Annotated in this window: 17 protein-coding genes; 1 reads left to right on the top strand and 16 read right to left on the bottom strand. The window is 68.8% G+C overall.

All coding sequences use genetic code 11. The annotated features are described in order from the left end of the window. Positions 1-3: 3 nt before the first annotated feature. From ureG to Q0C38_RS00100, 16 genes are all read right to left on the bottom strand, one after another. Positions 4-624, bottom strand: a complete 621-nt coding sequence (gene ureG, locus Q0C38_RS00175) for an urease accessory protein UreG (protein WP_291295022.1) — start codon at positions 622-624, stop codon at positions 4-6. After that, positions 621-1325 carry an urease accessory protein UreF gene (locus tag Q0C38_RS00170; protein WP_291295021.1) on the bottom strand — a complete coding sequence of 235 codons (705 nt, stop codon included), beginning with the start codon at positions 1323-1325 and terminating at the stop codon, positions 621-623. The genes ureG and Q0C38_RS00170 overlap by 4 nt, the downstream gene beginning before the upstream one ends. Then, positions 1303-1818: an urease accessory protein UreE gene (locus Q0C38_RS00165; RefSeq protein ID WP_291295020.1), complete on the bottom strand. Its 516-nt coding sequence runs from the start codon at positions 1816-1818 to the stop codon at positions 1303-1305. Before Q0C38_RS00165 ends, Q0C38_RS00170 begins: the two co-directional genes overlap by 23 nt. Beyond that, positions 1818-3527 carry an urease subunit alpha gene (ureC, locus tag Q0C38_RS00160; protein WP_291295019.1) on the bottom strand — a complete coding sequence of 570 codons (1710 nt, stop codon included), beginning with the start codon at positions 3525-3527 and terminating at the stop codon, positions 1818-1820. Before ureC ends, Q0C38_RS00165 begins: the two co-directional genes overlap by 1 nt. A 13-nt stretch (positions 3528-3540) precedes the next feature. Beyond that, positions 3541-3855, bottom strand: a complete 315-nt coding sequence (locus tag Q0C38_RS00155) for an urease subunit beta (protein WP_291295018.1) — start codon at positions 3853-3855, stop codon at positions 3541-3543. An 11-nt stretch (positions 3856-3866) separates the two neighbouring features. Then, the gene (locus Q0C38_RS00150) at positions 3867-4169 is read right to left on the bottom strand and encodes an urease subunit gamma (protein WP_291295017.1); all 303 of its coding nucleotides are present in this window, start codon (positions 4167-4169) and stop codon (positions 3867-3869) included. Between the two features lie 10 nt (positions 4170-4179). Then, positions 4180-4941: an urease accessory protein UreD gene (locus Q0C38_RS00145; RefSeq protein ID WP_291295016.1), complete on the bottom strand. Its 762-nt coding sequence runs from the start codon at positions 4939-4941 to the stop codon at positions 4180-4182. Between the two features lie 67 nt (positions 4942-5008). After that, positions 5009-5704 carry an urea ABC transporter ATP-binding subunit UrtE gene (gene urtE, locus Q0C38_RS00140; protein ID WP_291295015.1) on the bottom strand — a complete coding sequence of 232 codons (696 nt, stop codon included), beginning with the start codon at positions 5702-5704 and terminating at the stop codon, positions 5009-5011. A gap of 3 nt (positions 5705-5707) precedes the next feature. Beyond that, the gene (urtD, locus tag Q0C38_RS00135; RefSeq protein WP_291295014.1) at positions 5708-6460 is read right to left on the bottom strand and encodes an urea ABC transporter ATP-binding protein UrtD; all 753 of its coding nucleotides are present in this window, start codon (positions 6458-6460) and stop codon (positions 5708-5710) included. Then, positions 6457-7584 (bottom strand): urea ABC transporter permease subunit UrtC, encoded by a 1128-nt coding sequence (urtC, locus tag Q0C38_RS00130; RefSeq protein WP_291295013.1) that lies wholly within the window; start codon positions 7582-7584, stop codon positions 6457-6459. Before urtC ends, urtD begins: the two co-directional genes overlap by 4 nt. 3 nt (positions 7585-7587) lie before the next feature. After that, on the bottom strand, positions 7588-9192 hold the full coding sequence (urtB, locus tag Q0C38_RS00125; protein WP_291295012.1) for an urea ABC transporter permease subunit UrtB: 1605 nt from the start codon (positions 9190-9192) through the stop codon (positions 7588-7590). A gap of 46 nt (positions 9193-9238) precedes the next feature. Then, positions 9239-10534: an urea ABC transporter substrate-binding protein gene (gene urtA, locus Q0C38_RS00120; protein ID WP_291295011.1), complete on the bottom strand. Its 1296-nt coding sequence runs from the start codon at positions 10532-10534 to the stop codon at positions 9239-9241. Positions 10535-10776: 242 nt separating this feature from the next. Continuing rightward, positions 10777-12525 carry a hydantoinase B/oxoprolinase family protein gene (locus tag Q0C38_RS00115; protein ID WP_291295010.1) on the bottom strand — a complete coding sequence of 583 codons (1749 nt, stop codon included), beginning with the start codon at positions 12523-12525 and terminating at the stop codon, positions 10777-10779. Between the two features lie 3 nt (positions 12526-12528). Then, positions 12529-14595 (bottom strand): hydantoinase/oxoprolinase family protein, encoded by a 2067-nt coding sequence (locus tag Q0C38_RS00110; RefSeq protein ID WP_291295009.1) that lies wholly within the window; start codon positions 14593-14595, stop codon positions 12529-12531. After that, a complete protein-coding gene (locus Q0C38_RS00105; RefSeq protein WP_291295008.1) occupies positions 14592-15515 on the bottom strand; it encodes a polysaccharide deacetylase in 924 nt (307 codons plus the stop codon). The genes Q0C38_RS00110 and Q0C38_RS00105 overlap by 4 nt, the downstream gene beginning before the upstream one ends. A 23-nt stretch (positions 15516-15538) precedes the next feature. Next, complete coding sequence (locus Q0C38_RS00100; RefSeq protein ID WP_291295007.1) at positions 15539-16174, bottom strand: cysteine hydrolase family protein; 636 nt, start codon at positions 16172-16174, stop codon at positions 15539-15541. A 69-nt stretch (positions 16175-16243) separates the two neighbouring features. Here Q0C38_RS00100 and Q0C38_RS00095 point away from each other — a divergent pair, with 69 nt between their 5' ends. Further along, on the top strand, positions 16244-18331 hold the full coding sequence (locus tag Q0C38_RS00095) for a hydantoinase/oxoprolinase family protein (RefSeq protein ID WP_291295006.1): 2088 nt from the start codon (positions 16244-16246) through the stop codon (positions 18329-18331). Positions 18332-18333: the final 2 nt, after the last annotated feature.

The raw sequence follows: 18333 nt of genomic DNA, 5'->3' as shown, positions 1-18333 counted from the left end.
ATGTCAGGCCGCGAGGCCGCCCTGCTGCTCGATGAACCGCGCCACGTCCTCCACGCCGTCGCCGGCGCGGACATTGGCGAACACAAACGGCCGCTGGCCACGCATCCTGCGCGCATCGCGGTCCATCACCTCGAGGCTCGCGCCGACATGCGGGGCAAGGTCTATCTTGTTGATCACGAGAAGGTCGCTGCGGGTGATGCCGGGCCCGCCCTTGCGGGGGATCTTGTCACCGGCCGAGACGTCGATGACGTAGATCGTCAGGTCGGCGAGTTCGGGGCTGAAGGTGGCGGCCAGATTGTCACCGCCGCTCTCGATCAGGATCAGGTCGAGGCCGGGGAAGCGCCGGTTCAGCTCATCGACGCCGGCGAGGTTGATCGAGGCATCCTCGCGGATCGCCGTGTGCGGGCAGCCGCCGGTCTCGATGCCGAGGATGCGCTCGGGCGGCAGGGAGCCTGCGCGCGTGAGGAACTCGGCATCCTCCTTGGTGTAGATGTCGTTGGTGATGGCGGCGATGTCATACGCAACGCGGAAGCGCTTGCAGAGCGCATCCATCAGGGCCGTCTTGCCCGTGCCCACGGGGCCGCCGACGCCGACGCGCAGCGGGCCGGTTGGTGATCGCTTCATGTCCGGAACAACCTCGTGTACTGGGTCTCATGCGCCATCGATGCGATGTCGGCGCGAAAGGCCGCGCCGCCGATTGCGTCCAGCGGTGCGGCTGATGCCGATGCGGCCATAGCGTGAACCCGCGCCTCGGCGCCGGCGAGCACGCGCAAGCCGTCACTCTGACCGAGCGGGACGATCCTGACCGCCGCGGAGACGAGCATGCCGGCGAAGGCCTGGAGGTAGCCGACGAGCGCCGCGCCAAGCGCTATGCCACCAGCACCAGCCGCAGCCCCGACGGCGACGGCGTAGGGCAGCCTGTCGGTGCGGGGCAGTGCGGCCGCGACCGCCGGCCAGGCAGCATCGATGGCACGGGCAAAAGCAGCGCCCTGGGCCAACTGTTCCGTCTGCCGCTCGGCGGAAGCGGAGAAGGCCGCGCCATAGGCGGCAACCCCGGCGAGCGCGTCGACGTCGCCTGCCGCGGCAGCACGATGGGCATGGGCCAGAAGCAGGGCATCCGACCAGCCGGCGCCGTGCGCGAGCAGATCATCCACCCAAGCGGCCAACGTCGTCGCATCCGTGATCTCGCCTGCCTCGATCGCCCATTCCAGGCCATGCGAATGGCTGAACGCACCAACCGGGAAGGCAGGCGAGCACCAGAGCATCAGACGCCAGAGCGCCGGTGCGTCCGTTGTGCGTGGGTCAGGCGCCACGGTCATGGTCATCTGCGAGAATAACGGGGATGGAAGGCTCAACGTCATGGTCATGGTGGTGGTGATGGTGCCCGCCGGCATAGGCCCCGCCCTCGGGGTCGAATGGCGCGGCAAGGGCGATGACGCTGCCGCCCAGGCCGCGCACCATCTCCGCGATCACATGGTCCTCGCGGATGCGGATGCGGTCGCCCAGGAGCTGCGTCGGCAGATGGCGGTTACCGAGGTGCCAGGCGATGCGCACGAGCGCCGCTGCATCGGGGGCGGCAAGTTCGAGCAACGGCTCGGATGCTGCGTGCACCGCGACAATCGTTCCGTCATCGCATCGTAGCGCATCGCCCTCGCGCAGGTGCCGCGCGCGGGCGAGGTCGAGCAGGAGGGCCTCGCCTGCCTCGGTGGTGAGCCTGATGCGGCGGCGGTGTCGCCGGTCATGGTCGAGCACCACGGCATCGGCCGCCTCCCCCGCCCACTCGCCCGCCGCGAGAGCCTCCGTTGCCCGGCGCATCATCAGTACAGGAAGTAGCGCTGCGCCATCGGCAGCACGGTGGCGGGCTCGCAGGTCAGCAACACGCCATCGGCGCGCACCTCGTAGGTTTCGGGGTCGACTTCGATCAACGGTGTCGCGTCGTTCAGCACCATGCTGCGCTTGCCGATGCCGCCGCGCGTGTTGCGCACGGGCTCGAGCATCCGCGTGAGCCGGAGCGAGCGCCCCACCTCCGCCTCCATCGCTGCTTCCGAGAGGAAGGTGATGCAGTGCGCCCCGATCGCGCTGCCGTAGGCCGCGAACATCGGGCGGTCATGCACCGGTTGCGGCGTCGGGATCGAGGCGTTTGGGTCACCCATCGCCGCGCGGATGATGGATCCGCCCTTGATGACGAGGTCTGGCTTGACCGCAAAGAAGGCCGGCGACCAGAGGCAGAGATCGGCGAGCTTGCCGACCTCGACGGAGCCGACGATATGCGACAGACCCTGCGCGATGGCGGGATTGATCGTCACCTTCGCGATGTAGCGGCGCACGCGCAGATTGTCGTTCTCGCCCTTCTCGCCAGGCAGGCGGCCGCGTTGCACCTTCATCTTGTGTGCGGTCTGGAAGGTGCGGATCAGCACCTCGCCGACCCGGCCCATCGCCTGGCTGTCGGAGGAGATGATCGAGAACGCCCCCATGTCGTGGAGGATGTCCTCCGCCGCGATCGTTTCGCGCCTGATCCGGCTTTCGGCGAAGGCGACATCCTCGGGAATGTTGCTGTCGAGGTGGTGGCACACCATCAGCATGTCGAGATGCTCGTCGATGGTGTTGGCGGTGAACGGCCGCGTCGGGTTCGTGCTCGAGGGGATGACGTTGGGCAGGCCCGCGACACGGATGATGTCGGGCGCATGGCCGCCGCCCGCACCCTCGGTGTGGAAGGCGTGGATCGTGCGGCCCTTGAACGCGGCGATCGTATCCTCGACAAAGCCGCTCTCGTTCAGCGTGTCGGTGTGGATCATCACCTGGATGTCGAAACGATCCGCGACATCGAGGCAGCAATCGATCGAGGCGGGCGTCGTGCCCCAGTCCTCGTGAAGCTTCATCGAGGAGGCGCCGGCGCGCACCATCTCCTCGAGTGCGGCGGGGCGCGAGGCATTGCCCTTTCCGGCCAGCGCAATGTTGACCGGAAGCCCCTCGGCAGCCTGGAGCATGCGCGCGAGATGCCACGGCCCGGGCGTGCAGGTGGTCGCTGCGGTTCCCGTCGCCGGTCCCGTGCCGCCGCCGACCATCGTGGTGATGCCCGACGCGAGTGCATCCTCGACCTGCTGTGGGCAGATGAAATGGATGTGGCAGTCGATGCCGCCGGCCGTGAGGATCTTGCCTTCGCCCGCGATCACCTCGGTTCCAGGGCCGACGATGATCGTGACGCCAGGCTGGATGTCGGGGTTGCCCGCCTTGCCGATCGCGGCGATCCGCCCGTCGCGGAGGCCGACATCGGCCTTCACGATGCCCCAATGGTCGATGATCAGCGCATTGGTAATGACGGTGTCGACAGCCCCCTCGGCGCGGCTTGCCTGCGACTGTCCCATGCCGTCGCGGATCACCTTGCCGCCGCCGAACTTCACCTCCTCGCCATAGATGGTGAAATCCTTCTCGACCTCGACGATCAGGTCGGTGTCGGCAAGGCGAACGCGATCGCCGACCGTCGGGCCGAACATGTCGGCATAGGCAGCACGCGTGATGCGGGCCATCGCTCTCTCTCCCTCAGGCCTGGTCGAGCCTGCCCATGATGGCCTGGCGGAAGCCGATGACGATGCGCGCACCGGCAAGCGGCACGAGCGTCACCTCCCGCGTCTGCCCGGGTTCGAAACGAACGGCGGTGCCGGCGGCGATGTCGAGGCGCTGGCCGCGCGCAGCCTCCCGGTCGAACACGAGTGCCCGGTTCGTCTCGGCGAAATGGTAGTGGCTGCCCACCTGCACCGGCCTGTCGCCGGTGTTGGCGACAGTGAGCGTGGTGCGCGGCCTGCCCGGGTTCAACTCGATCTCGCCATCAGCCGGGATGATCTCACCAGGGATCATGCGCTCTCTCCTCAGCGGATCGGATGATGGACGGTGACGAGCTTCGTGCCGTCGGGGAAGGTGGCTTCGACCTGCACGTCATGGATCATCTCCGCCACACCTTCCATCACCTGGTCGCGGGAGAGAACGGTCGCACCAGCGCCCATCAGGTCGGCCACCGTGCGGCCGTCACGTGCGCCTTCGAGGACGTAGTCGGTGATGAGCGCGATCGCTTCGGGGTGGTTCAGCTTCACGCCGCGCGCAAGGCGGTTGCGCGCGACCATGGCAGCGACGGCGACCAGAAGCTTGTCCTTCTCGCGTGGCGACAGGTTCATCGATTGCCCCTCAACACTGCCACACGCGCGGCAGCGGCCGATCCTGGCGCAGCGCCGCCAAACCCGCTACCACCATTCGCCGCATCAGCGCGCCATCGGCCGCGACGATCCGCGCGAGAACCAGGCCATCGCGCAGCGACGCACCGGCCTCCGCCCCCGCGCACGCGGCCGCGGCAAACGCCTCGCGCAGGCGATCACGCACGGCGGCCGCACCGGCCCCCGTCCAGATGATCGAGGCGACGGCCGCACCACCGGCAGCGACCGCGGGGCGGGCGAGGATGCGCGCAACGGGGCCTTCGAGGCGGATACGGTCAGCGTGGATCAGAACACCGTCCCGGCGGAACTCGATGAGGTCGTGCAGCAGCCCTTCGCGCATCGTCTCGCCGCGGGCAGTACGGCCGAACACCAGTGCCTCGACCATCAGCAGTGTCGCGCTGGCCGCCAGCGAGACATGCAGTGAGCGATCGAGACGCGCACCGTCGAACAGGATCGTTTCCTGCGGCAGCCATTCCGCCATCGCACCAGACCCGACCCAGAGCGTGGTTTGGACGCGGGCGGGACGGTCGCTCGCCCGCGCACGGTACACTCGCTCGGCGGCCGCGGCGCTCACGGTCGCCGACGCCCCCTCGTCCCACCTGATTGACGTTGCCAGCCTGTCGCCCGATGCGATGCCACCGGCCGTGTTCAGCGTCACCGCCCCGGCGAGCGCGCCGCGTTCCGGCCGCGGCAGGCGAGCGCGGAGGCAGCCGGCCTGGTCGAAGCGGGCGATCACGGTTCGCCCGCCCACATTGCGGAATGACAGGGCAAGCTGCCCTTCTGCGCGCGCGAGCGAAGGGACGCTAGACAGTGAGGCGCCGTCTGACATCCGCCTCATCCAGCTGTTCGAGGGGCCCGGCGAGCACAACCTCGCCCCTGTCCATGATCACCACCGACTGCGCAAGCTCCCTGGCGAAATCGAAATACTGCTCGACCAGCAGGATGGCCATCTCGCCGCGGCTGCGCAACAGCGTGATCACGCGGCCGATGTCCTTGATGATGGAGGGCTGGATGCCTTCGGTCGGCTCGTCGAGCACGAGCAGCTTCGGGCGCATGATGAGCGCGCGTGCGATCGCGAGCTGCTGCTGCTGCCCGCCCGAAAGGTCGCCGCCGCGCCGCCGCAGCATGCCGCGCAGCACGGGAAAGAGGTCGAACACCTCGTTCGGGATGCGCCGCTCGCGCCGTGGCAGCACGCCGAAGCCGGTCTCGAGGTTCTCCTGCACGGTGAGCAGCGGGAACACGTCGCGCCCCTGCGGCACGGAGCAGATGCCGCGCCGTGCCCGCTCCCACGGCGGCAGGGTGGTGATGTCCTCCCCGTCCCACGTGATCCTGCCGGCGCTCACCTTGTGCTGCCCGCACACCACGCGCAGGAGCGATGTCTTGCCGACGCCGTTGCGGCCGAGGATGCAGGTGACGGCCCCGCGCGGGGCGGTGAGCGAGACCTGCTTCAGCGCCCGGGCCGCGCCATAGTGGAGATCGACCCCCTCGACCGTGAGCATGCCTCAACGCCCCAGATACACTTCGACGACGCGCGGGTTCGCGCTCACATGGTCGATCGATCCTTCGGCGAGCACGCTGCCTTCGTGCAGGCACGTGACCTTCACGCCGAGCGCACGCACGAAGTGCATGTCATGCTCAACGACAAGGACGCTGTGCGTGCGATTGATCCCGACAAGAAGCCGGGCCGTGTCCTCGGTCTCGGCATCGGTCATGCCGGCGACGGGTTCGTCGACCAGCAGCAGCGCCGGGTCCTGCGCGAGCAGCATGCCGATCTCCAGCCACTGCTTCTGCCCGTGCGAGAGCCCGCCCGCGAGACGGTCGCGCTGACCGGAAAGATGCACGGTCTCGAGGATCTCGCCGATGCGCCCGGCCTCCGCCTTCGCCGCGCTGAAGCGGAAGGCGCGGCGGGCGCGGCGCTCGCCCGCTAGCGCGAGGAGGATGTTGTCCTCCACCGTCTGCGTCTCGAACACGGTCGGCTTCTGGAACTTGCGCCCGATGCCGAGGGAGGCGATGGCGGGCTCGTCGAGGCGCGTCAGGTCGTGGTCGTGGCGGAACAGCGCGGTGCCGCTGTCGGGCCGCGTCTTGCCGGTGATCACGTCCATCATGGTCGTCTTGCCGGCGCCGTTCGGGCCGATCACCGCGCGCATCTCGCCCGGCATGAGGATGAGCGAGAGGCTGTTTAGCGCGCGGAACCCGTCGAAGGTGACGGTGACGCCGTCGAGATAGAGCAGCGTGTCGGGCGTCGCTCCGGTCATGCCCGCCCCGCATCGGCTGCCGGATCGTCGCCGAGCTTCGCGCCCGGGCGAAGTCTGAGCGCGCCGAGGCTGCCGATGATCCCGCGCGGGATCAGCAGCGTGACGAGAATGAAGAGGCCGCCGAGCGCGAACAGCCAGAGCTCAGGCAGGTTCGCGGTGAACACGGTCTTGAGGAGGTTGACGGCAACCGCGCCGACGATCGCGCCGGCGAGCGTGCCGCGGCCGCCGACGGCGACCCAGATCACCGCCTCGATCGAGTTCGCGGGCGCGAATTCGGACGGGTTGATGATGCCGACCTGCGGCACGTAGAGGGCGCCCGCGATGCCCGCCATGACGGCGGAGACGACGAGGGCGACGAGCTTGTACGCCTCCGGCCGGTAGCCGAGGAACCGCACGCGGCTCTCGGCATCGCGCACGGCCGTCAGCACCTTGCCGAAGCGGCTCGCCACCATGAACCGGCACACCGCGAGGCCGAGAAGCAGTGCCACGGCGCTCGCCCACAGGAGGGCGACGCGCATCCCGTCGGAGCGGAGGGAGAAGCCGAGCAGGTCGCGGAAATCCGTCAATCCGTTGTTGCCGCCAAACCCCATGTCGTTGCGGAAAAAGGCCAGCATCATCGCGAAGGTCAGCGCCTGCGTGATGATGGAGAGGTAGACGCCGGTGACGCGCGCGCGGAAGGTCAGCCACCCGAACACGAAGGCCAGCACGCCAGGCACCAGCATCACCATCAGCATGGCGAAGCCGAAATTGTCGAACCCGTACCAGTACCAGGGCAGTTCCTTCCAGTTCAGGAACACCATGAAGTCGGGCAGCACCGGGTGGCCGTAGGTGCCGCGCGTGCCGATCTGGCGCATCAGGTACATGCCCATGGCGTAGCCGCCGAGGCCGAAGAACACGCCATGTCCGAGGCTGAGGATGCCCGCGTAGCCCCAGACGAGATCGAGCCCCAGCGCCAGCAGCGCGTAGCAGAGATACTTGCCCGTCAGGCTCACCGTATAGGTTGGCGCATGCAGTGCGGAATCGGTCGGGAAAATCAGGTTCCCGATCCCGATCGCCAGAGCCACCGCGGCAACGGCAAACCCCACGACGAGAACGAGCCGGTCACCGAGGAGGGCGCGGATCACCGGTCAGTTCTCCACCGCGCGGCCCTTGAGCGGGAACAGCCCGCGGGGCTTGCGCTGGATGAAGAGGACGAGCAGCACGAGGACCACGATCTTGCCAAGCACCGCACCCGCGACCGGCTCGAGCAGCTTGTTGACCACGCCAAGCGTCATCGCGGCGACCAGCGTTCCCCAGAGATTCCCGACCCCGCCGAACACCACGACCATGAAGCTGTCGATGATGTAGGACTGGCCGAGATTGGGGCTGACATTGTCGATCTGGCTCAGCGCGACGCCGGCCAGCCCTGCGACGCCTGAGCCGAGCGCGAAGGTCGCGCAGTCGACCCACGGCGTCCGGATGCCCATGCTCGCCGCCATCCGCCGGTTCTGCGTGACCGCCCGCATCGCCAGGCCGAAGGCGGTGCGCCGCAGCACCAGCATCAGGCCGAACAGCACGACGGCGGCGAAGACGATGATCCAGAGCCGGTTCCAGGTGATCGTGATGTCGGCGATCTCGAACGCGCCACTCATCCAGGACGGGTTGCCCACCTCGCGGTTGTTCGGGCCGAAGATCGTCCTGACGGCCTGCTGCAGCACGAGCGAGAGGCCGAACGTGGCCAGCAGCGTCTCGAGCGGGCGGCCATAGAGGAAGCGGATGATCGTTCGTTCGACGATCGCACCGGCCAGGGCGGAGACGAGGAACGCCAGCGGCACGGCGAAGGCGAGCGACCAGTCGAACAGGTGCGGCGCGTGGTTGCGGATCGCCTCCTGCACGACGAAGGTCGTGTACGCGCCGAGCATGACCATCTCGCCATGCGCCATGTTGATCACGCCCATCGTGCCGAACGTCACCGCGAGGCCGATCGCGGCGAGCAGCAGCACCGAGCCGAGGCTGATGCCGTAGTACACATCCTGCACGATGCGCACCATCGCCTGGCGCCGATCGATCGCAGCGACCGCCGCGGCAGCGGCGTCGGCGACAACGGGGCTCGCCCCAGTGAGGCCGGCGAGCAGCCCGCGCGCATCGAGATCGCCACGCGCCGCGATCACGCTGACGGCGGCGACCTTCTCTGGCTCCGCGCGGTCCGAGGCAAGGATGGCGGCGGCACGCGCGGCTTCCATCGCACGGCGGATGCGCGCATCGGTCTCACGCGCAAGCTGCGAGTCGAGGGCCGGGATCGCCTCAGGATCGCGACTCCGAAACACACGCTCCGCTGCGGCAAGCCGCACGCGCGGATCGGCGTTCGAGAGCGACAGAGCGCCGACGGCAGCATCGATCGCGCGGCGGACGCGGTTGTTGAGCCTGAGCGGCCGCAGACCGCCGGCAGCGACGCCGGCTGCGACCTCGCCGGTCGCGGCGTCGCGCATTGCACCGGCAGGGTCGCGCCAGAACACGGCGCGATCCTCCTGCCGGAACATCAGCCTTCCGTCACGCAGAGCTTCGACGATCGGCAGCGCCTGCGGATGGCCGCTCAGCGCCAGGCGTTCGATCGCGCGCGAGAGCTCATCGAAATTGGTGGTCGCCAGCGCGGGGATCGGACCGCCCTCACCCTGCGCCCGCGCCGGGCCGGCCAGTGCGAGGGCAAGCAGCAGAACGACGGCGAAGCCGCGCAGCACCCGGGACACCACCATGATGGGTGGGGGCGGCACGAGCCGCGCCGCCCCCTGCTCCACTGGCTCAGCCGCCGCCGCAGCGGCCCGTGCGGACGTTGAAGTTGCCGCAGCGCATCGGAGCGCGCCAATCGGCGATCAGATCCTTCGAGCCCTCGAGATAGTCGGACCATTCATCGCCGACGACCGTTCCGGGCGTCTGCCACACCGTATTGAACTGTCCATCGGCCTGCACCTCGCCGATCAGCACGGGCTTGGTGATGTGGTGGTTCGGCATCATCGTCGAGATGCCGCCCGTCAGGTTCGGCACGGCGACGCCGATCAGTGCGTCGATCACCGGGTCAGCCTCGGTCGTGCCGGCCTTCTTCACCGCCTCGAGCCACATGTTGAAGCCGATGACATGCGCCTCCATCGGGTCGTTCGTCGGGCGGCGCGTGTTCTTGATGAATGCATGCCAGGTCTTGATGAACTCCTTGTTGATCGGGGTGTCGACCGACATGAAGTAGTTCCACGCCGCGAGGTGGCCGACCAGCGGGGCGGTATCGATGCCGGCAAGTTCCTCCTCGCCAACGGAGAAGGCGACGACGGGGATGTCGGTCGCCTTGATGCCCTGGTTGGCGAGCTCCTTGTAGAACGGCACGTTCGCGTCGCCGTTGATGGTGGAGACCACCGCCGTCTTCTTCCCGGCCGAACCGAAGCGCTTCACCTGCGCGACGATGCTCTGCCAGTCGGAATGACCGAACGGCGTGTAGTTCACCATGATATCGTCCGCCGCGACGCCCTTCTGCTTGAGGTAGGCGTCGAGGATGCGGTTGGTCGTGCGCGGATAGACGTAGTCGGTGCCGAGCAGCGCCCAGCGCTGCACCTTCTCCTCGGCCGCGAGGTAGTCGACCGCCGGGATCGCCTGCTGGTTCGGCGCCGCACCGGTGTAGAAGATGTTCTTGCTGCTCTCCTCGCCCTCGTACTGCACGGGGTAGAAGAGGATGTTGTTCAGCTCCTCGAACACCGGCAGCACCGACTTGCGGCTCACGCTCGTCCAGCAACCGAACACGGCCGAGACGCGCTGCACGCTGATCAGCTCGCGCGCACGCTCTGCGAACAGCGGCCAGTTCGAGGCAGGATCGACCACCACGGGCTCGATGCGCCGGCCGAGAACGCCGCCCTTCTTGTTCTGCTCCTCGACGAGCATCAGCATGACGTCCTTCAGCGTCGTCTCGCTGATCGCCATGGTGCCGGAGAGCGAATGCAACACGCCGATGCGGATCGGCCCGGTCTGCGCGCGCAGGATCGCGGGGCTCGCAAGCGTTCCGGCCGCGGCCAGCGCGGCGCCGCCGACGAGCAGTGAGCGACGGGAAAGGTTCATGGCTATGATCTCCTTGATGACCCAAGCGGACCAATGGAGCGTGCCGCCCGGAAGGAGGTGCGCCCCGTTGCACCCGCCCTGCCGGACTATCTGGGCGCGAGCCCTTGTCCACGGATTGCAAGCAGCAAGCGACGTGCCACGCTGCGCGCGAGGCAGTCCCGTGCACGCCGAGTCACGCCTGCCTAATTCGCAATCACCATCATGCCGCACTGCACAAACCGACAGCGCGCGCTCGGTGAACGTCAGGTCTTGGCGCGACCAGGAGCAATCCCCGCGCCGAAGCGGTCGCGCGCCGTCTCGGCGCTGATCAGCCCATCCGCCACGTCGGCGGCAATGCTCGCAGGGTCACGCAGCCGCGGGTCGCCATAGCCGCCGCCGGCCGGGCCTTCGCAGACGAAGGTGTCGCCCGCCTTCACCGCCATGTGCGGCACCTTCGACGGCAGCGCCTGCACCGTGCCGTCGGCGCGCACGATATCGAGCCGCGCCGTCTCGCCGTCCTCGCCGCCATCGAAGCCCCATGGCCTGAAATGGTGCCCCTCCCCTTCTACCGACGCACCGCCATCGGTGAGGAACCGGAACGCGCGCACGGAACCGAGGCCACCGCGGAACGTTCCGGCCCCGACCTTGTCCTCGCGGAGTTCGTACCGCTCGACGCGCAGCGGCAGGTGCGTCTCGATATCCTCGATCGGGTTGTTGCGCGTGTTGGCGTAGAGCGTGTCGACGGCGTCCATCCCATCGCTGTCGGCGCGCCCGCCGTAGCTGCCCTCGAAGATCTCCATATGCACCCAGTGCTTCTCGCCCGAGAGGCCGGAGAAGGCGATGACCTTCAGGTTGCCGATACCGGCCGAGACCTGGCCCGGCACCGCCTGCGCGAGCGCCTTCATCACCGTGTCGGCGAGCTGGTTGCCGGGGCAGAAGCGCGCGATGGTCGGCGCCGGGTACGTCGGGTTCGCGAGGCATCCCTTCGGCGCGATGATGGTGATCGGCCGCGTCAGCCCCTCGTTCACCGGCACGTGGCCATGGATGGCGGTGTCGAGCAGCACCGAACGGATGGTGAGCCACACTGCGACATCGACCGTGCCCGTCAGCGGCATGTTGATCGGCCGGTCGGGCACCTGCGGCGCGGTGCCGGTGAGATCGACGACGAGCCCGTCGCCCTTCTTCGTCACGGTCGCGACGAGGGGGAGTTCGCGCCGCGAAGGGTCGGGATCATCGAGGTAACCGTCGATGAACGTCTCGGCGCGCCACGAGCCCTCTGGAAGCCTGGCGATCGCCTGGCGCATCAGCCGCTCGGCATGATCCATCAGCGCCGCGCAGGCCGCGCGGAACGCCGGCAGGCCGACGCGTGAGACGAGCGCCGCCATCCTCTCGGCGCCGATGCGGCTGGCCGCGACCTGCGCCTCCATGTCGCCCACCACAAGGTCGGACGCTCGGATGTTGTCGCGCAGGATCTGCCAGACCGCCTCGTTGCGCACGCCTTCCGACACCACCTTGATGGCACGGAACTGGAGCCCTTCCGCGTAGGCATCGATCGCATCCACGATGCCGCACGAGCCGGGGGTGAGCGCGCCGATGTCGAGGTGGTGCGCCGTCGTCCCGGAGAAGCCGACGAGTTCTCCCTGGTGGAACACCGGAACGATGAAGGCGACGTCGGGCCCGTGGCTTGCCCCGCCATAGGGGTCGTTGTGCATGATCACGTCGCCCGGCCGCACCGTGTCGCCGCGCGCGGCGAGGGTGCGCAGCATGTGCTTCACGTAGCCAGGGATGGGCCCCGACTGCAGCGGCGTCGACTGTGCGCTCTCGGCAAGGCCCCTGCCCTCGGCATCGACGAGCGCGGCACCGAAATCCTCCGACTCGCGGATGATCGAGGAATACGCCATACGCATCAGCTTGTAGCCGACCTCGACGGCGATGTTCTCGAGCGCCCCCTGCACGACGGAGGCGGTGATGGGATCGACTGTGACGGGAACATGCGTGTCCATCGGTGCCATGCCTCAGAGCGTGATGATCAGGTTGCCGCCGGCATCGGCGACGAGCGTGCAGCCTGGCGGCACGACGGTGGTCGTGTCGGTCTGCACCACGATGGCGGGGCCGGCGATGGGGGTGCCGAGCGGCAGCCTCTCGCGCGCGAGAACCGGCGTGACCATACGTTCCGCCACCCCGTCGACCGCGAACACCACGCCGGTCTCACGCAGCGTCGCGCCGGCGAGGCCGTCGCCGTGCCGCGGCACGGGGCGGTTCGGCTTCGGCCGCGCGCCTATGCCCGTGACGCGGAGGTTCACGATCTCCACGACGCTGTCGGGGAAGGCATGGCCATACTCGGCGCGATGTGCCGCATGGAACCGCTCGAGCGCGGCTGCGATCGTCCCGGCCTCGACGGCGCCGTCGCCCACCGCGACGCGCAGCTCGTAGCCCTGCCCGGCATAGCGCATGTCGGCCGCGCGCGCGGTGCGCGTGCGGGCTGGATCGATGCCGTCGGCCGCGAAGCGCGCAGCGATCTCGGCTTCCATTGCGGCAAAGTCCTCCGCCATCCGCGCGAGGTCGAATGCGGTCGAGGCCTGGAACGCCGTGCGCAGCGCGTCGTACTTGAGGTCTGACGTCAGCAGCCCCATCGCCGAGGTGATCCCCGGGTGCGGCGGCACCACGACCTCGCGGATGCCGAGCTCGCGCGCGACCTCGGCGCCATGCAGCGGCCCCGCACCGCCGAAGGCGACGAGCGCATAGCCGCGCGGGTCGATGCCCTTCTGCACCGTCCGCGAGCGGATCGCGTTGGCCATGTTGGCGTTGATGATCGTCAGCACGCCCAGCGCCGCCGCCTCGCGCGGGAGGCCGAGCTTCGCGGCAAGCCCGTCGATCACCCGCTCGGACGCCGCGACGTCGAGCGACATGGCGCCGCCGAGGAAGTTCGCCGGAACGAGGCGGCCGAGCACCACGTGCGCGTCCGTCACGGTCGGCTCGGTTCCGCCGCGCCCGTAGGCGGCCGGGCCAGGCCGCGCGCCGGCCGATTGCGGGCCGACGCGGAAGGCGCCGCCCTCGTCGACCCGCGCGATCGAGCCGCCGCCGGCGCCGATCGTGTGGATGTCGATCATCGGCGTGAGCAGGGGGAATCCGGCGATCCAGGTGTCGCGCGCGGTGGCTTCGGCGAAGACGCCCTCCGTCACGATGCCGATATCGGCCGATGTGCCGCCGACGTCGAAGGTGATGAGGTTCTTCCTGTCCGACAACGCGCCGGCCCAGGCGCCGCCCAGCACGCCCGCGGCCGGGCCCGACAGCATCGTCACGACAGGCCGTTCGGCCACCATCGCCGGTGTCACCACGCCGCCGTTCGAGGCCATGATGTGGAGATCGGCGGTGAGCCCCGCCTCGCCGATGCGGCGGTCGAGCCGTGCGACGTAGTCACGCACCTTCGGCCCGACGAAGGCGTTCATCGCCGCCGTTGTGAATCGCTCGAACTCCCGGAACTGCGGCGCGACGTCCGACGAGATCGTCACGAACGCGTCGGGATGCTCCTCGCGCACGATCTCGCGTGCCCGCCGCTCATGCGCGGGGTTCAGGTAGGAGAACAGGAACCCGATCGCGATGGCGGTGATGCCCGCCTCGCGCAGCGCGCGTGCGGCAGCGCGCACCTCGTCCTCCGCCAGCGGGACGAGGACGTCGCCCCGCGGCGGAACCAGCCGCTCCGTCACCACATGGCGGTGGCGGCGCTTGACCAGGGGTGTCGCCTGCCACGGAATCTGCTGGCGGATCGAGTAGTGCTGCGGCCGCTGGTGGCGGCCGATGTGCAGGATGTCGCGGTAGCCGCGCGTGGTGATCATCCCGCACTCGGCGCCACGATGCTCGAGCGCGGCGTTGGTCGCGATCGTCGTGCCGTGCAGCACGTGATCGATCGCGGCGCGGCTCACGCCCGCGTGGTCGCACAGGCCGCCGACGCCCTCGGCCACGCCGATCGACGGGTCCTCGGGCGTCGTCGGCACCTTGTGGATGGTGACGGTCCCCGTCTCCGTGTCGGCGAGCACCAGGTCAGTGAAGGTGCCGCCGACATCGACGCCGATGAGCCTCATCGCTTCTTCTGCGCCTTCGCGCCCTTCGTGGCTGCCTTCGCACCCTTGCGTGGGAAGCGCGCCTTGAAATCGAGCACCATGTCCTCGAGCGTGACGAACCGCACGCCGGGCTGGGACATCATGTAGGAGATCAGCCGCTCGAGCATCAGCAGCACCTGCGGCCGTCCGGCCACGTCGGGGTGGATGGTCATCGGCACCACGGCATAATCGTTCTCGCGGTACACATAGTCGAAATGGTCGCGCCAGATCTCCTCGAGCGCGCGCGGCGAGACGTAGCCGTGCGAGTTCGGGAACTTCTTGATGAACATCATCGGCGGCAGGTCATCGAGGTGCCAGGAGGCGGGAACCTCGACGAGGTCCGTTTCCTTGCCCCGCTTGAACGGCTTCATCCAGGTTTCCGCTGGCTTGGAGTAGTCGATCGGCGTCCAGCTGTCGCCCGTGCGCACGTAGTAGGGCGTGGTGTCGCGGTGCATCAGGCTGTGGTCGTACATGATGCCACGCTCGACCAGGATCTCGATGCTCGTGGCACTCACCTCCCACCACGGCGCGACATAGCCGACGGGCCTGCGCCCCCAATGCTTCTCGATCAGCCCGATGCACTTGTCGAAGATCGCCTCCTCCTGCGTGCGGGTGAGCGCGAGGGGGTTCTCATGGCTGTAGCCGTGCAGGCCGATCTCGTGGCCTGCCTTGGCGACCCTGTCGGTCGCGTCGGGGAAGCTCTCGATCGTGTGGCCTGGGATGAAGAAAGACTGCTTGATGCCGAAGCGCTCAAACAAAGTCAGGATACGGTCCATGCCGACCTCCCCGGCGAACACGCCGCGGCTGATGTCGCCGGGGCTGTCCTCGCCGATGTAGGAGCCGAGCCAGCCGGCGACGGCATCGCAATGGACGCTGAAGGCACAGAGGATTTCTTTCGGCATCGTTTCCTGTCTCCCGTCGTTGCTCAGGCCCGGTCGTTCTGCCGGGCGAAGGTTTCGAGTGCGGCGATTGCGGCTTCGGCATCGATCACGTCAGCGTAGCGGCGGCCGACATCTGTCAGGTTCTGGTCATGCGCCGCGCGGTCATGGTCGCCGACGCAATCCTCCGGCACCTGCACGCGGAGGCCGAGCGAGAACGCATCAATGATCGAGGCCCTCACGCAGCCCGATGTGATGCAGCCCGTGACGATCACCGTATCGACCCCCTCCCGCGTCAGGATGGCACCGGCGGGCGTTCCGAAGAAGATGGAGGGAGCGGTTTTCGTCAACACGACGTCGGGACCGGCCGCGGCGATCCGCGGGTCAAGCGCTGTGCCGGGCGTGCCGGTGATGAGGTCATGCACCGGCCCGACTTTCCAATGCGGCACCGCGGCAGGGCTGTCGAACCCGATCACGCAGGCAACGATCGGCACGCCGGCCGCCTTGGCCGCGCGCATCAGGTCAGCCGTGCGTGCGCAGGCCGCATCGACCATCGGCGCCCCGCCCATCGGTGCTGCTGGATCGGTGAAGCCTGCCTGGAAATCGACGACGACGAGGCCGGGCTTCCGCCCGAACCCGACCTTGCGGGCACCATAGCCACGTTGCGCGTAGAGATCGACCATCCACCCCTCCCGGTTCGGCACGTTGCTTGCAAACACTGTGCCTACTGACTGTCGTTCCGGAGGAAACGCATGGCCTACCGTATTTCCGTCGACACGGGCGGAACCTTCACCGATGTCGTGGTGCTCGATCCGGATGGGCAATTGCACATCGGCAAGGCACTCACGACGCATGAGCGCATCTTCGATGGCATGCAGGCGGCACTCGCCGTCGTCGCCTCGGCGCTTGGCCTCACCGGTCCGGCCCTGCTCGATGCTTCCTCCACCCTCGTCTACGGCACCACCCGGGCCACCAATGCCGTCGTCACCAAGCGCACAGCGCGCACGGCCTTCCTGACCACGCAGGGCTTCCGCGATACGCTGACGCTGAAGGAGGGGGGCAAGCACGGACCGCACGACTATACGGTCGACTATCCCGATCCCTACATTCCGCGCCGCCGCAGCTTCGAGATCGCCGAGCGCATCGGCGCCGACGGCGAGGTTGTGCTGCCGCTCGACCACGCCCAGGCGCGCGCCGTGATTGCGCTCCTCGCGGAGCGCAGGTTCGAGGCCGTGGCGGTCAGCCTCCTCTGGTCGATCGCCAACCCCGCGCACGAGCTCGCCCTGGGCGCGATGATCGAGGAACATCTGCCGGGCGTTCCCTACACGCTGTCACACCAGCTCGTGCCGATCCTGCGCGAGTACCGGCGCGCGTCGGCCACCGCCATCGACGCCTCCCTCAAGCCGCTGATGCAGGCGCACCTGACCGGGATGGAGGCCGACCTTCGCGCGGCAGGCTTCCGCGGCGACCTGCTGGTCTCCACCTCCGCTGGTGGCTGCCAGCATGTCGAGGAACTGGTCGCGAGGCCGATCCACACGCTGAAATCCGGCCCCGCCATGGCGCCCGTCGCCGGCCGCGCAGCGAGCGCGGCGGAGCGCATGGGCGGCAACGTGATCGTGTGTGACACGGGCGGAACAACCTTCGATGTCGGCCTGGTGCGCGACGGGAGCCTCGTTTACACGCGCGATTCCTGGCTCGGGCAGCGCTGGCTCGGCGACATCATCGGCACCTCGACCGTCGACGTCCGCTCGATCGGCGCCGGCGGCGGCTCGATCGCCTGGCGCGATGCCGGGGGGCTGCTCCGCGTCGGGCCGCAATCGGCAGGCTCCAACCCAGGCCCCGCCTGCTACGGCCGCGGCGGCGAGCACCCGACCGTGACGGATGCGGCCATGGTGCTCGGCTACATCGACCCTGGCTTCTTCAACGGCGGGCGCCTCTCGCTCGACCCGGCCGCCTCCGCCCGCGTGATCGGCAGCCTCGCCGAGACGTTCGGGCAGAGTGCGGACGAGACCGCCGCGGCGATCATGACGATTGCGAACGAGCTGATGATCAAGGCGATCGGCGAGATCACGGTGAACGAGGGGCTGAACCCGCGCGAGAGCGTGATCGTGGCCGGCGGCGGCGCGGCAGGGTTCAACATCATGCCGATCGCCCGCGAGCTCGGCTGTGACACCGTCATCCTCCCGCGCACGGCCTCTGCGCTGTCGGCCTGCGGCATGCAGGCTTCCGACATCGTGTTCGAGGCGACGCGCAGCCGCTTCACCGACACCGCCGGCTTCGATGTCGCGGCGGTGAACGCGGCGCTGGACGCTATCGAGGAGGAGCTCGAGGCCTTCCGCCGCGGCCTCCGGGGTGCGAGTGGCGCCCGGGTGCGCACGGAGCTTCTGGTCGAGGCCCGCTACAGGGCACAGGTGTGGGAGCTCGACACCCGCCTGCCCTTCTCGCGCATCGGCGGGGCCGCGGATATCGCCGCACTCGCCGAAGCCTTCCACCAGACGCATGAGCGCGTCTATGCCGTGCGCGACGAGGGCAGCGCGGTGGAGTTCGTGAACTGGAAGGGGCGCATCGCGATCACGCTGTTCGACGCGCCCCCGGCACCCGACGCTGCCGCAACATCACACGCACCCACGCCTGACGCGCGCCGGTCCTGCTACTTCGCCGAGACCGGGCGCGTCGAGACCGCGATCTTCCGCGGCCCTGCCCTCGCCGCCGGTGCCGCGATCGCCGGCCCCGCGATCATCGAGGAGCCGACGACGACCATCGTCGTCACGCCAGGCCTGTCGGCCACACTCTCGGCCGCGGGCAACTACATCCTCCACTGCGCGCCGAAGGGAGCGTGACG

The organism is Elioraea sp. (assembly GCF_022842375.1).
Taxonomy (GTDB): domain Bacteria; phylum Pseudomonadota; class Alphaproteobacteria; order Acetobacterales; family Acetobacteraceae; genus Elioraea_A.
Note: the sequence above shows the minus strand (reverse complement) of the source record. Positions and strands in the feature narration are given on the sequence as shown.